The organism is Chryseobacterium sp. FH1, from assembly GCF_000735135.1.
Lineage (GTDB): Bacteria > Bacteroidota > Bacteroidia > Flavobacteriales > Weeksellaceae > Epilithonimonas.
On record NZ_JPLZ01000007.1, the window covers coordinates 196,231 to 210,709 of the forward strand.

Annotated in this window: 15 protein-coding genes; 1 reads left to right on the plus strand and 14 read right to left on the minus strand. The window is 36.9% G+C overall.

Translation table 11 applies throughout. The features are described 5' to 3' along the window. Positions 1–26: 26 nt before the first annotated feature. The 8 genes from IO90_RS16780 to IO90_RS16805 form a co-directional block, all read right to left on the minus strand. Positions 27–698 carry a succinate dehydrogenase cytochrome b subunit gene (locus tag IO90_RS16780; RefSeq protein ID WP_034969995.1) on the minus strand — a complete coding sequence of 224 codons (672 nt, stop codon included), beginning with the start codon at positions 696–698 and terminating at the stop codon, positions 27–29. A gap of 172 nt (positions 699–870) precedes the next feature. After that, complete coding sequence (gene rpoN, locus IO90_RS16785) at positions 871–2,337, minus strand: RNA polymerase factor sigma-54 (protein WP_034969997.1); 1,467 nt, start codon at positions 2,335–2,337, stop codon at positions 871–873. Between the two features lie 142 nt (positions 2,338–2,479). After that, positions 2,480–4,552, minus strand: coding sequence for a M13 family metallopeptidase (locus tag IO90_RS16790; RefSeq protein ID WP_034970000.1), 2,073 nt, complete (start codon positions 4,550–4,552; stop codon positions 2,480–2,482). Between the two features lie 292 nt (positions 4,553–4,844). Further along, positions 4,845–4,970 carry a hypothetical protein gene (locus IO90_RS19155; RefSeq protein ID WP_262483382.1) on the minus strand — a complete coding sequence of 42 codons (126 nt, stop codon included), beginning with the start codon at positions 4,968–4,970 and terminating at the stop codon, positions 4,845–4,847. A gap of 94 nt (positions 4,971–5,064) precedes the next feature. Then, positions 5,065–5,184, minus strand: coding sequence for a DUF2683 family protein (locus IO90_RS19285; protein ID WP_410492598.1), 120 nt, complete (start codon positions 5,182–5,184; stop codon positions 5,065–5,067). Between the two features lie 81 nt (positions 5,185–5,265). Beyond that, complete coding sequence (asnS, locus tag IO90_RS16795) at positions 5,266–6,714, minus strand: asparagine--tRNA ligase (protein WP_034970003.1); 1,449 nt, start codon at positions 6,712–6,714, stop codon at positions 5,266–5,268. Between the two features lie 177 nt (positions 6,715–6,891). Continuing rightward, the gene (locus tag IO90_RS16800) at positions 6,892–7,491 is read right to left on the minus strand and encodes a CDP-alcohol phosphatidyltransferase family protein (RefSeq protein WP_034970006.1); all 600 of its coding nucleotides are present in this window, start codon (positions 7,489–7,491) and stop codon (positions 6,892–6,894) included. A gap of 18 nt (positions 7,492–7,509) precedes the next feature. After that, entirely contained in the window at positions 7,510–8,076 is a 567-nt protein-coding gene (locus tag IO90_RS16805) for a hypothetical protein (protein ID WP_034970009.1), read from the minus strand. 102 nt (positions 8,077–8,178) lie between these two features. Here IO90_RS16805 and IO90_RS16810 point away from each other — a divergent pair, with 102 nt between their 5' ends. Then, positions 8,179–9,108 carry a hypothetical protein gene (locus IO90_RS16810; RefSeq protein WP_034970010.1) on the plus strand — a complete coding sequence of 310 codons (930 nt, stop codon included), beginning with the start codon at positions 8,179–8,181 and terminating at the stop codon, positions 9,106–9,108. 3 nt (positions 9,109–9,111) lie between these two features. On the opposite strand, the gene rimM is transcribed toward IO90_RS16810, so the two are convergent. The 6 genes from rimM to bla all read right to left on the minus strand — a co-directional run bounded on the left by rimM (position 9,112) and on the right by bla (position 14,470). Further along, positions 9,112–9,654 carry a ribosome maturation factor RimM gene (rimM, locus tag IO90_RS16815; protein ID WP_034970013.1) on the minus strand — a complete coding sequence of 181 codons (543 nt, stop codon included), beginning with the start codon at positions 9,652–9,654 and terminating at the stop codon, positions 9,112–9,114. Positions 9,655–9,829: 175 nt separating this feature from the next. Further along, entirely contained in the window at positions 9,830–10,402 is a 573-nt protein-coding gene (locus tag IO90_RS16820; RefSeq protein ID WP_034970017.1) for a 30S ribosomal protein S16, read from the minus strand. A gap of 578 nt (positions 10,403–10,980) precedes the next feature. Further along, positions 10,981–12,273 carry a cryptochrome/photolyase family protein gene (locus IO90_RS16830; protein ID WP_034970025.1) on the minus strand — a complete coding sequence of 431 codons (1,293 nt, stop codon included), beginning with the start codon at positions 12,271–12,273 and terminating at the stop codon, positions 10,981–10,983. Between the two features lie 139 nt (positions 12,274–12,412). Continuing rightward, positions 12,413–12,925: a nitroreductase gene (locus tag IO90_RS16835; protein ID WP_034970030.1), complete on the minus strand. Its 513-nt coding sequence runs from the start codon at positions 12,923–12,925 to the stop codon at positions 12,413–12,415. A gap of 90 nt (positions 12,926–13,015) precedes the next feature. Further along, positions 13,016–13,465: a hypothetical protein gene (locus tag IO90_RS16840; protein WP_034970033.1), complete on the minus strand. Its 450-nt coding sequence runs from the start codon at positions 13,463–13,465 to the stop codon at positions 13,016–13,018. A 117-nt stretch (positions 13,466–13,582) separates the two neighbouring features. Continuing rightward, on the minus strand, positions 13,583–14,470 hold the full coding sequence (bla, locus tag IO90_RS16845; RefSeq protein ID WP_034970037.1) for a class A beta-lactamase, subclass A2: 888 nt from the start codon (positions 14,468–14,470) through the stop codon (positions 13,583–13,585). Positions 14,471–14,479: the final 9 nt, after the last annotated feature.

Sequence of the window (14,479 nt, forward strand, 5' to 3'; positions counted from 1 at the left end):
ATTTCTTTGAGGATAGATTTGATTGATTAAAAAATTGGAGCATCACGCAAAAAATGAAACAATGCAATGATGATAAACCCTAATGGAATAATGATAGAATACCAATTTCCAAATGCTTTGATCGCAGGCGTGTACTTCGGATGTCTTGCTCCGATGGACTGGAAAGAAGACTGGAAGCCGTGTGCCAAGTGCAGACCTAGCAATACAAATGCAACAATGTAAAGAACAACTCTCCAAGCATCGTGGAATTTGTGGTGCAACTCTTCCCAATATCTAGCATCATCAGGATTGTTTCCCTGAATATACTTGTAGCTGATCTCTGGAAACCAAAAATCGTAAAAGTGCAATGCGATGAATGCTAAAATCACAGCTCCGGAAATGATCATATTTCTAGACATCCAAGTAGAATTTGCAGAACCTTGGTTCATCGCATATTTCACTGGTCTTGCGCTGTTGTTTCTAATTTCCAACACAAATCCCATAACAAAATGGAAGACGACTGCGAAAATCAAAATCGGTTGCATCAGAAACTGAACTGCCGGATTGTATCCCATAAAATGTGAAGCCGTGTTGAACGCATCTTCACTGAAGATTGAGATCATATTGGTGGATAAATGCATCACCAAGAAAATCAGCAAAAACATTGCTGAGATTGCCATAGCATATTTTCTGCCTATAGAAGACGTAGTCCCTGCCATAATTCTGTTTGTTATTTGAATTTCCACAAATTTAGAAAAATGTTGACTCAACTAACATTGAGAAATGTCAGAAAAATACAGTTTGTAATCTTTCTAAATAGCATTTTAGGTAAATTGTCAAAATTATTGTTAAGTGCAAAAAAATAATCCCGAAATAGTTCGGGATTATCATTTATAATTCTTTTCTAAGTCTTGCTACTGGAATGTTCAGTTGCTCACGGTACTTAGCAATTGTCCTTCTGGCAATGTTGTAGCCTTTTTCTTTCAGGATTCCTACAAGAGCATCGTCTGTGCAAGGTTTTCTTTTGTTTTCTTTGTCAATGGCTTCTTGCAAATGTTGCTTGATTTCTTTTGTAGAAACTTCCTCGCCGTCATCATTGGTCAATGAGTCTGAGAATAAGTTTTTCAAATAAACAATTCCATTTGGTGTGTCAGCATATTTACTTTTCACAACTCTCGAGATTGTAGAAATGTCAAATCCTGTGATATCGGCAACATCTTTCAGAATCATTGGTCTGATGTTTTTCTCGTCGCCAGAGATGAAATAATCTTTCTGAAGTTTTACAATCGCTGTAATCGTTTGCAGCAAAGTGTTCTGTCTTTGATTGATTGCATCGATGTACCATTTTGCGGCATCCAGTTTTTGTTTGATGAAAAGCGCGGCTTGCTTATGTTCTGCGGACTTTTTGTCGTGAGAATAAGTGGTTAAGATTTCTTTGTACTCGTCAGAAACTCTTAATGAAGGCGCATTTTTATTATTTAATGTCGGAATTACCTGATTGTCTTTTACTTGAAGTACAAAATCTGGAATAATCTCTTGGTTAATTGTAATCGTTTGCGTGTCAAAGTTACCGCCAACTTTCGGTGAAAGTCGAGCGATCTCGTCCAAAGCTTCTTTCAAATCTTCTTCTTCGATGTCATATTTCTGAAGAATTTTGTTGTAATGTTTGTTGGCAAGCGCATCAAATTGATTTCTCAAAATATTTCCAGCCAAAATAACAGTTTGATCAGAACTTACTTTTTTCTCAATTTGAAGTAAAAGACATTCTCTCAAATCTCTTGCGCCAACGCCAGGCGGATCCAATTTCTGAACATAATTTTCAAGAATATCGGTCACTTTTTCAATTGTTGTATAGATGCCTTGGGAAAAAGCCAAATCATCAACAATCGATTTGATGTCTCTTCTCAAATAGCCGTCTGTATCAAGATTTCCGATCACGTACTCACAGATTTTCAAATCTTCTTCTTCCACAGTGGAGAGACGAATTTGCTCCAAAAGGTAATCGTAAAGTGTTTGTCCTTCCGTTAAAAGTGATTGATTATCAAATTCCTCGTCGTCCGCAGAATAATTGCTGGATGCTGTTTTGTAAGCCGGCTCGTCATCATACAGATAATCATTGACATCGAAATCCGTTTCTATGCTTTCCGTGCCTTCGTTTTCATAAGCTTCTTCGGCGGCTGTGTAGTCGTCTTCTTTGCTTTCTTCTTCGTTTACTTTTTCCAAAGCAGGATTTTCCTCAAGTTCTCTTTCAAGTTCTTCTTCAAATTCCAAGGTATGAAGTTGTATCAATTTCATCAATTGAATCTGTTGAGGAGCGAGCTTTTGCCCGAGTCGCATTTGTAGATTTTGCTTTAGCATATTGGTAACGTTTATCAGTTATGATTAACTTTTACGAAGTTAAAAAATAATTTTCAAAAAACAACAAGTTTAGCACGATATTTGATGAGTTAATAAAAGTTAACAAAAAAACCTTCAGAATAATCTGAAGGTTTTTTTGTATTTACCAAATTTTGATTCTATTCTCCGGAGCAACATACAATTTGTCTCCAGGTTTGATATCGAAGGCTTTTTGGAAAGAATCCATATTGACCAATGGTCCAAAACTTCTGTAGTAGCCAGGCGAGTGTGGATCTGTTTTCACCTGATTGGTCATATATTTATCTGTAGATTTGGTTCTCCAAACGGTTGCCCAACTCATAAAGAATCTTTGATCTTGAGTCAAATCGCTAATTTTTCCGGGATTTCCGTGGTCTTTCAAATACATTTGTAGAGCGGTGTAAGCGACATTAATTCCGCCCAAATCTCCAATATTTTCGCCGCTCGTGAATTTTCCATTCACAAAACTTCCTGTCACAGGTTCATATTTATCATATTGCGCTGCCAATTGTCCCACTTTTTCGTCAAAGTTTTTTCTGTCACTTTCCGACCACCAGTTATTTAAGTTTCCGTCTCCGTCAAATCTTGACCCGCTGTCATCGAATCCGTGTGAGATTTCGTGACCGATTACGCCACCGATTCCTCCAAAGTTAACCGCAGGATCTGCATTGAAGTGGAAAAATGGAGGTTGTAAAATCGCAGCTGGAAAAACAATCTCATTATTCGAAGAGCTGTAGTAGGCGTTTACAGTTTGTGGTGACATTCCCCATTCTGTTTTATCAACTGGTTTTCCTACTTTGTCTAGGTTTTTGGCATAACTCCATTCTGAGATTTTCTCCAAGTTCTTGTAGTAAGTGCCACCATTCGAAGCTAATTGCAGATTTAATTTAGAATAATCTTTCCATTGGTCTGGATAAGCAATCTTCACTTTGAATTTTGATAGTTTTTCCAAAGCTTTTTCTCTCGTCACAGGCGACATCCATTCCAAATTTTCTATATGTAGTTTGAAGGATTTTTTGATGTAATCGACATAAGTTTCCATCTTTTGTTTGGCTTCTGCAGGGAAGTGTTTTTCAACATAAAGTTTTCCGAAAGCTTCACCTAGAACACCATTCACCAAGCCAAGTCCACGTTTTTCCATAGAACGTTGCTCCTGCTGACCTTGCAGATATTTGGAGTAGAAATCAAAACGGATGTTGTCCAGATTTTGATCAAGATTGCTTGCGTTCTTATTTAATAGATCATATTTTATATATTCTTTGATGAGTCCGATATTTTTATCAGTCATCCACGAATCCATATTTTGATAATATTTTAATTCACCAAGGATGACTTTGTCTGTATTAACGCCAACGGTTTTCAGGTAATCAGGAAGATTGATATTTTTCACCAATGGTTTTAATTCAGCAACAGTTTTAGGATTGTAACGCAAATTCGCATCACGGCCTTGTTCCAAAGTCAAAAGATCCTGAGCCAGTTTCTTTTCAAAATCAACAATTTGCTGAGCGGTGACATCTGGATTTTTGCTTCCAAGAACGGTCTCCAGTTTAGCAACATAATTTTTATATTCGGCTAGTGTTTTGGTATTGGCCTCGTTGGCTTTTTGATAATAATCTTTACCCAAACCTAAACTTGGTCCACCAAGATAAACCGCGTTCATTACAGAGTTTTTCATATCAGCACCAACTCTCCATCCGTAGAAAGGATTGTCGCCGGAAGGTGTAACTTCGATCAGATATTTCTGTAAATCTTTGACATTTTTAATCGCATCGATTTTTGTCAATTGAGATTTTATAGGATTGATTCCTTCTGCATTTCTCTTGTTCCAATCGATGAAAGTTCCATATAGCGCTTGGATTTTTTCGCCTTCGGAATTAGATGCAAATTTTTCTGAAAGTACTTTTTTCAAAATATCCAGCGATGCAACATCTACATCTTCCCTCAAAGCATTGAATGAGCCCCAACTTGGTTTGTCCGATGGAATAACTGCCGTTTTCATCCAGCCACCATTGACATAATTATAGAAATCATCCTGAGGTCTTACGGATTTGTCCATATAAGAAAGATTAAGGCCTTCATCTTTTGAAGTGTTAGTTTGTACAGATTTTTGGACCGCGGTTTTGCTCTGGGCATTGACGGTGCTGCCAAAATAAAACGTGGCACCGATTGTCATCATGTAAATACTGATCTTTTTCATTTAGATTTATTTTAATACTTTCAAAAGTATGGAATTTTAATTTTTTAGAGGTAATCTGAAATGAAAAATCCCAATCGATATGAATGGGATTTTGATATTTTTTTTAAATTAAAATAAGCTTATGTTATAATTCTAATTCGTCGGGATTTTTTCTATTGTCATAAATAGCTAAAATCTTTATAATTCTATTTTCAATATTATAGAACATTGAAAAATTTCTTAAAATCAATATTCTTCTAACTTCATCTAAATCTGTGACGGTTCCTAGTAAAGGATTTTCTTTTAATAATTGTTACGCAACTAACGTTTCTGCAAATACTTTTTTAGAATCGGTTTCAGATTGATTATTTTTAATCCAAAATTTCAAAATGTCAACTCGTTGCTTTGAAGCCTTTTTTGTCCATTCTACTTGAAACATTCTTCCGCTCTTTTTCGGGCTTCATCGCTAGAGATAACATTTCCGTTTTTCACATCATCCAAACCTTCCTGAATTAATTTCTTTTCAAAATCAGTTAGTTTGACAATCTTTTCTTTTTTTTTGAAACCTCAAATTTTATATTCAATTCCTTCAAAAGTGCTTCAATTAATTTTAATTGATTTTCAGATTCGTTATGTAAAGTAATTGTACTCATTTTAAAAATTTAAGTAAAGTTAAAAAGCAAATTCCTTCAATTAAAACTGAAGGAATTTGCTTTTTAATATTTGATTAATGCTTAAAACTCTGCATTTTTAGGCGTTCTCGGGAAAGGAATCACGTCTCTAATATTTGTCATTCCAGTTACGAAAAGTACCAATCTTTCAAGACCTAAACCAAATCCAGCGTGCGGCACAGAACCGAATTTTCTAGTATCAAGATACCACCAAAGTTCGTGCTCATCAACACCAAAGTCTTTCATTTTTTCAAGAAGAACATCGTGTCTGGCTTCTCTCTCAGAACCGCCGATGATTTCACCGATTCCTGGGAAAAGAACGTCCATCGCAGCAACCGTTTTTCCGTCATCATTCAGTTTCATATAGAACGCTTTTATTTCTTTCGGATAATCGAAAAGAACAACCGGCGTTTCGAAATGTTTCTCCACCAAATATCTTTCGTGCTCAGACTGCAAATCGGTTCCCCATTTCTCAATCGGATATTGGAATTTACCTTTTTTATTCTCTTTTGAGTTTAATAAAATCTCAATTGCTTCCGTGTAAGAAACTCTTTTGAAACGCTTGGCAACCACGTTTTGAAGTTTTTCAATCAAGCCTTCTTTTGCTCTGTCTTTCTCCGGTTTTGATTTCTGCTCTTCTTCGAAACGTTTGTCAAGGAACTCCAAATCATCTTTGCAGTTGTCCAAAACATATTGAATCACATATTTCAAGAAATCTTCGGCAAGGTCAATGTTATTCTCAAGATTGTTGAAAGCAACTTCCGGCTCAATCATCCAAAACTCAGCAAGGTGACGCGTTGTATTAGAATTTTCTGCACGGAAAGTAGGTCCGAACGTGTAAATTCTTCCCAATCCCATCGCTGCAGTTTCGCCTTCAAGCTGACCTGAAACGGTCAAGTTGGTTTTCTTTCCGAAAAAGTCTTGAGAAAAATCGATGTCTCCTTCTTCAGTTTTCGGCATGTTGTCAAGGTCGAAATTCGTAACACCGAACATTTCGCCAGCGCCTTCTGCATCAGCGCCAGTGATGATTGGCGTGTTGATGTAGAAAAATTGATTCTGATTAAAGAACGAGTGAATCGCAAAACTCACTGAGTGACGGATTCTGAAAACTGCTCCAAAAACATTGGTTCTGAATCTCAAATGTGCCTGCTCACGCAATTTTTCCAAACTGTGTTTCTTCGGCTGAAGAATTGTCGATTGCAATTCCTCAAAGAAATTGTCGCCCAGAATCGTGATTTTTTTCGCAATGATTTCCACGGTTTGTCCAGCGCCTTGGCTTTCCACCACTTCACCTACAATTTTCAAAGACGAAGCTGTGTTGATTTTCTTGATGGTTTCCTCATCAAAACTTTCAAAATCAACCACGATTTGCAAATTACTAATCGTAGAACCATCATTTAGCGCGATAAAACGATTGGAACGGAAAGCCCGAACCCAACCCTGAACGGTAATGTCGTGATGTAATACTTTTTTGTAATCTGCTAATAGGTCTTTAATTGTCTGTCGTTTCATTGTACAAAATTAATGTGCGCAAATTTACGAAAAAACGTTGTAATTTATTGTGAGATTATCAACAGAACTATTCCATTTTAATTTGAATCGATTTTTCTCGCAGATTTTGCCAATCAAGCAGATTTTTTTTCGAGGCTTTTATCTGCTCAATCTGCCAAATCAGCGAGAGCAAATATTTTAATTCAACAAAACAGATTTTTTCAACATTTTTCCATTTCTGATTTTCCAGGCGTGATAGGAACTTGGAACATCAAACTGCCATTTTGGTAAGATTAAAATAATCAAAATAACATCCAAATGCGATATGAAACCCAAAATCACACAAAGATAAAATGCCCAGCCAGCCTCCGAAAATCCAATGAGAGAAGTGAAAGCGATGAGCAAACTCAGTCCCCAAAGTTTGGCCAGCCAAGCGTGTGTGCAAGTTTCTTTCCCGAATTTCCAAAGGCTGATGATATAGCACAAGGCTTCCATTATGAAAATCAAGGCGATGCTTTTCCAATGTTCTTGGATGATTTCGGGATTCAGAAAATAAGTGGCGAAACCAATCGATAACCAAAAAACCAAATCAGTTTGGCTGTCCAGTCGTCGCAATTTTTCTGATGAAACGCCAACTTTTCGGGCGATGATTCCATCAAAAATATCGGTGAACAATCCGAAATACATTAATATTAAAATCAAATTTCGGGAATTTTCAATTTCAAAATAAGCAAGCAGGAAGATAATTGGCGCAATAAGAAATCTTGTTGCGATGAGAATATATGGTAACTTTTTCATAATTAAGGTTTTTAAAAATTATGGGATACGTTTGAATTTTTCTGCGTAATTAATCGTTCGGCCTGCCCACATTAGAAAAAGGAAAGAACCGTTGTTGTCGTTGTAGCTATGAATCACAAGATTGTTGTCTGCCGTCAAACCGATTCTGGATTGGGAAACTTCGCATCCGCCAAGGAAGTAGGGAATTCCGGTGCATTTTGTCGTTCTGTTTTTCAAGGTCAAGATTCCGTTTTTTAAAGTGGCGTTCAACTTGTAAGAATGTTTGACCGAATCATTTTTGAATAATGTCAATTCCAGTTCGTAGAGTTTATTATCCAATTTTTTAGATTTGATTTCCAAAAAGTCGCAATCTTCCAAACCTTGATTTTTCAAATCCAACATTCTGGCAATTCCTATGGATTCGCTTGGTTTTGAAATTAATGAACTCGAGTTGTCATAACCTTTGAATTCATACTTTCCTTCGATTGATTTCCCGTTGTTTTCAGAAATCTTTGTCAAATCATCTTTGATTAATTTTCTGTCAAAACTGACGCAAGAAGTTAGCGTGGTCAGAAGAATGGCGAGTCCTAATATTTTCGTTTTCATAATTTTATCTTTTAATGATGATGTAAAATTATATTCGAAACTCAACTTTCTCAATGCGGAAAAGAATTAATATTTTTTCTAAATTTGTGAAAATCGCAAAAGATGTATCAGGAACTTTTATTGAAACAGATTCGAAGCAAGATTGGAGACAAATCTCTGAACGATGAGATTGCCAATGTCCTCAACATCAGCTACGACGCATCGCACCGAAGAACCTCGATGAAATCTAAATTTTCTCTGGAAGAAAGTCTGGTTTTGGCGAAATTTTACAATATTTCGCTAGACAGTTTTATGGAAAGTGACAACCAAATCATTGCGAAGAAAACCAAACCCATCAGAACCGTTACGGATTTGCTCAATTATTTTGATGACGCGTTGCATCTTCTGAATGATTTCAAAATCAATAAAGAAACTGAGGTTTATTATTCCGCAAAGGATATTCCGTTTTTTTATACGATTTCGGATTCGGTTTTGTCGAGATTTAAGTTGTTTGTCTGGATGAATCTTTTGAATGAAAAAGACTTTATGCAACCGTTCGACGATTTCAAATTAGAACGATATTCCGACAAAAGTGAGGATTTGAAAAGCCTTTATGAGAATCTGAATGTCACAGAAATATGGAATAACACGACCATTTCTAGCATTCTGAATCAGGTCTTATTTTATTCAGAAATCGAAATTCTATCTAAGGAAACTGCGAAATTAATTCTCGAAGAACTGAAAATATTAATCAAAAGCATCGAGAAGAAAGCAGAAAATGAAAACAAGAATTTCCATATTTATGCCCACGATATTCTGATTTTGAACAACAGTATTTTATTTAAAAACGAAGAAAAATCTTCGCTTTTCGTGCCATACAATATGTTCGGTTATATGATGACGGATGACCAAAGTACGTGTGATGATGCGCTCAATTTCTTTCAGCATCAAATCAAAAACTCGACATCGCTGAGTTTCTCCGGACAACGCGACCGCAAAAAATTTTTCAATAGTATGTTGGAGAGAATAGAAACTTTGAAGAACTCGATTTAAGAATTACTCATCCTTTTTCGAAGGCACCAGGAAAACATCCATCAAACCTTCTGGCAAAAACATTTTGATGAATTTCTCTTCCCGATTCACTTCCAGAATCCAATCTCTGATAAGTGGAATGATGATTTCTTTTCCGGCAAGATTAAGAATGAAATAATTCTGAGCCGTCATATCGTTGATGGAAACAATCGTTCCACAAGATTTTCCATCCTCTTCACGGATTTCGAAACCGACAACCTCGTGGTAGTAGAATTTTTTCCCCGTCAAAGGCGGAAGGGTAGAAAGCGGAAGGTAAACACCTTTCCCAATGGTCTGATTTACCAAAGCTTCGGAAGAATTTTTGAAAGAAAGGATTTTCGTGTCACCTCTCTGCCACTGCTGTTTCTCAACAAAAAACGGAACCAGCAATCCATTGATTTCCAAAAAAATCGATGTCAGTTTATCGTACATTTCTGGTTGGTCTGTATCCAGTTTTAGGATGACGTTGCCTTGCAGTCCGTGCGTTCTGGTAATGGTTCCTAAAAAATAGCAGTCTTCTTTTCTCATTATTTCAAAAATTAATTTTCTTCTTTCCCCTGCCCTAAAGGGTGGAATGAAAATCAATTTGCGCCTGTCATCCTGAGCGGAGTCGAAGGAAGGGTTGTGGAAACAAATTGATTTTTATTAAACAACAAAGACACGAGATTATCGTGTCTTTGAGATTGTATCTTTTTGTAAAGAATTAAGCCTGAGTTTCTTCAGTTCCTTCTGCCTCAGCAGTTGGTTCTTCAGTCGCAGTTTCTTCAGTTGCAACTTCTTCAGCAGGTGCGTTTGCGGCCTCTTCAGCAGCTTTTGCATCAGCTTCAGCTTTCGCAGCAGCGTCAATTCTTGCTTGGTTTACTTTAGCTTCAGCTTCCAAAGCCGCTTTCTTAGCGTCAGATTTTGCTGTAGATAAACCTTCTACTTTACCTTGTACTTTAGCATCTTTAGCGTCAACCCAAGCAGCGAATCTCTTCTCAGCTTCAGCCTCGTCAAAAGCACCTTTAGCCACACCACCTTGAAGGTGTTTTTTGTACAAAGCACCTTTGTAAGAAAGGATCGCTCTTGCAGTGTCAGTTGGCTGTGCACCGTTGTTCAACCATTTAACAGCAGAATCAACATTCAAATCGATAGTTGCTGGGTTTGTAATTGGGTTGTAAGTACCTAATTTTTCGATGAATCTACCATCTCTTCTAGCTCTTGCATCCGCAACTACGATGTGGAAGAAAGGTTTTCCTTTCGAACCGTGTCTTTGTAATCTGATTTTTACTGACATATAATTTTAAAATTGTGGGAACACGTCCCGGTTAAATATTAAGTGTGCAAAGATATACAAAATTTTCGATTACGAAAAATTTTAGTTAGAAGTTGGTAGTCAGATGTCAGAAGTTTTTTCAAACCTGGAATATTGAATAAAAAAACTTTGAATCTTCGGAGCCGGGAACCTGCTTTCCGTTGCAATTCCTCGCAAGCCAGCCTGTCCTGAGCCTGTCGAAGGGCTTGCTGTGGGATTTTCTCTTCAATCAGGGCTATGGGATTTGTTCTCCAATCAATGTTTTGTCAAAGCGTAGAGCCTATTTAAATTTCATCAAAATTATTTCCCCAACCCTAAAGGGTGTAATTTTGATGAAATTTTCAAGACGTTTTTCCACCCTTTATGGGAAAGAAAACGTTTTGAAAATTTTATTTTTGAATCATTTTAAAAAAGGCTCTTAGATAGTTATCAAAATTTCTAATCAAATAATTAAGTCAAAAAATCGAGATTTCCAAAACTTATGTGTTCTCAATTGTACTATCACAAATCTTGTCATCAACTTAAGTGTTAAACTTTTGTGACTTTTGTGGTTAAAAAGATTAGTTTAAAGCTTTCTTATAAGTCTCCAAAGCTCGTTCTCTCGCAAATTTATGCTCCACGATTCGGTTCTCCACAATGTCTTTTTCAAAATCAGGATTCCATTTTCGGATGTATTTCAAATCCTTGTCAAACTTCTTCATCTGCTCATCCGGATTGAAAACCCGGAAATACGGCGCCGCATCGCAACCACAACCTGCCGCCCATTGCCAGTTTCCGTTGTTGGCTGAAAGGTCGTAATCCAGCAATTTCTTCGCAAAATATGCTTCGCCCCAACGCCAGTCAATCAAAAGATGTTTTGTGAGAAAACTTGCAGTGACCATTCGGATTCTGTTGTGCATTCTGCCGGTTTGGTTCAGTTGGCGCATTCCTGCATCTACAATTGGATAACCCGTTTCGCCGTTGCACCATTTTTCAAATTCGGATTCCTTGTTTCGCCACGGGATATTTTCGTATTTCTCTTTGAAACAATAATTGACAACCTTCGGAAAGTGAAATAAGATTTGCATAAAGAATTCCCGCCAAATCAATTCATTCAGCCAAGTTTCGTTGTGACTTAGGGCGAATTTCACACATTTCCGGACGGAGATGGTTCCAAACCTGAGTGCAATTCCCAAATGCGTTGTCGCATCCAAAGCTGGGAAATCCCGTTTTTTATCGTAGTCATCAATGATTTTCGATTCCAGGGTTGGTTCTTCAAAATCAAAATCTGTTTTCTCAAATCCGATTTCTTTTAAGCTCAATATTTTCTTCGAAGGTAAATTCAGAAATTGGGTTTTATCAATCTTAACCGATTTGTAATCGTCTTCGGTCAGAAGTTTTTTCCATTTGTTTGAGAAAGGCGTGTAAACCGTGTAAGGTTCGCCGTTGTCTTTTGCCACTTCATTCTTTTCAAAAATAACTTGGTCTTTAAAATCAAGAAAATCAATATTTTTTGAATTGAGAAATTTCCTTATTTCCTCATCTCTTTTAATAGCTGACGGTTCATAATCCCGATTGCAATAGACCGATTGCAAATCATAGTCCTTCTGCAATTGTTTGAAAATCTCCAATGGTTTGCCGTGAAAAGTCAGAAGATTGCTTCCGGATTCTGTCAGTTCAAGATTGATTTTTTCTAAAGCCTGATGAATGTAATCAACGCGTCGGTCATATTTATCTTCAAGCTGACCCAGAATTTCCTTATCGAAAATAAAAATCGGAATCACTTTCTCGCCGGACTTCAAAGCTTCGGACAAACCGTTGTTGTCTTCCAAACGAAGGTCGCGTCGAAACCAGAATATTGAAACTTTTTGCATTGATGAAGTTTAAAATGAATTAAGAATTTAAATATCATAAATATTTCTCGCTGATCGGGCAGATTTTGCAGATTAACTGATAATGAAGATTTGCTGGATTTGCTAAATCTGCGAGAGTCAAAAATTTATCAAATAAAAATTATTCCAAACTTCCCATATAAAACAATCCCAAACATTGCTGGTTTTCTTCGATGGTCAAAGCATCTTTCAATTGCTCAACGATTTTTGGAGAACTCCAGTAGCAACCGATATTGTTTGCCGTGCAAGTCAAATACATATTCTGAACCGCCATAGAAACAGCCGAAATCTCCTCCCAATCCGGAACCAATCCACTGAAATTGACCACGATTGAAACCACAACATTCGCTTTTGAAATCTTGAATCCAATATCATCATATTTCTTCTGAAGAAACTGAGCTTCCGCTGTGGAATTTTTATATATGTTTTGAAGTTCCAATCCCAATTTTTGTTTTTCCTCACCTTTGAAGGTCTTGAAGCGCCAAGGTTTTGTGCGCTTGTGATTGGGCGCCAGAACGGCGTTGCTTAGGATTTCGTCAAGAATATGTTGAGGGATTTCTTTGTCGGTGTAATCTTTTGGGAAGATGCTTCTGCGCTCTTCTATGATGTTTTTTAAAATTTTAGCGTTTTCCATATTCAAAGATACAAGAATCGAGGCAAAGGGACAAAGTGATAAGACTCACGCTAAAAAGCTTCCATCATCCATCTTCCAACTTCCCTCACTCTAAAACACCTCCACAATTTCCTGCCCGATTTTATTGAGGACAAAAGAATCGCCGGCTTGCATTCCCATCATCGTTTGCGCCATTGGACTTTCTGGCGAGATGGCGTAGAAGCGGTCACCTTGGAAGAAAAATTCCCCCAAAGAAACCGAAATGTAAAAACGAGCTTTGTTTGTGATGACCAGCGAACCTAGTTTCACCTTGTCGGAAACGGAGTTCAGGACTCTTCGCATTTCGCGTTGCATATTTTTCAGCGAAACCATTTGTTTGTCCAAAAGATAAATTTCCTCCTGGATTTCTTCTCTTATCGAATCGTATTTTGAAGTTTTCTTGATGTCCCGGCTGGCTTCCAGAGAGAAATTGAGGTAAAACTCAAGCGTCTTCACTTTCCCCGAAATGCTATCATTCACAAAATTGCGCAACTCACTTTTATCGTAAACCGTCTTCTGCATAAATCCAATTTTGAATAAAGATAATAATTAATAAAATAAATAAAAAACCTCTCTAAAATATTTAGAAAGGTATATTTCAACTATGAAAATCATAAATTATTCCAAAACCAAAACTGTTTATTTCTTGATAAAATAATTCCAAGTGGCTTTTGTAATATCTGCAATGATTTTCTCAGTGTCTTCTCTCGGTTCGGTGATGTTTTTCAGATAAATGGAAATGAAAAAATGTTTACCATTCGGAAGTTTCACTATTCCAATATCGTTCATTGCGACACGCAAATTTTTATCATTCGTTCCGGAAATTCCAGTTCTGTGCGCCAATTCTGTTCCGTCGGGGAGTCCAGCTTTCATCCAAGTTGTTCCTCTCGAACATTCAACCATTATTTGGTAAAGGTATTTTGTTGTGGCTTTTTTCAAGACTTTTCCGTTGTAGAATTTGTCTAATAATTTGGTCGTAGCAATCGGTGTTGTGGTGTTGATGTAGAGATTTTCCCAAGTCCGCATTTGGTCTTCATTCATTTTGATGGTAAAATCTTTGATACCAATTTTATTAATGAATTTCTGAACTGTTTTCGTTCCGCCAATCAATTTCAAAAGGATATCGCAACCGTTATTATCGCTGTGAGAAACCGTGTAGCGCAACAATTGGTCAATGGTCAAATCCATATTGCCATTGGGAAATTCTTCACGGATTGGACTCCAAGTATCTTCCTTCAAATCTTCTTTTTTAATGAAAACTTTCTGATTCAAAGCCAGTTTTCCTTTGTCCACTTCATTCAGAACCGCCAGCGCAATGTGGAATTTGAAGACGCTCATCATCGGCATATTTATATTTCCATTGATGCTCAAAGTGTCTTTGTTTTCCATTCCTTTTAATGAAATCCCGACTGTTGCATTTTTTGTTGAGATAATTTGATTGAGTTTTTTCCGAAGTTCAACCAAGTTTTGAGCAAATGTCTGAATAGAGAAAAGAAACAGGCTGAAAATTAATATTAGTTTTTTCATTGGATAATA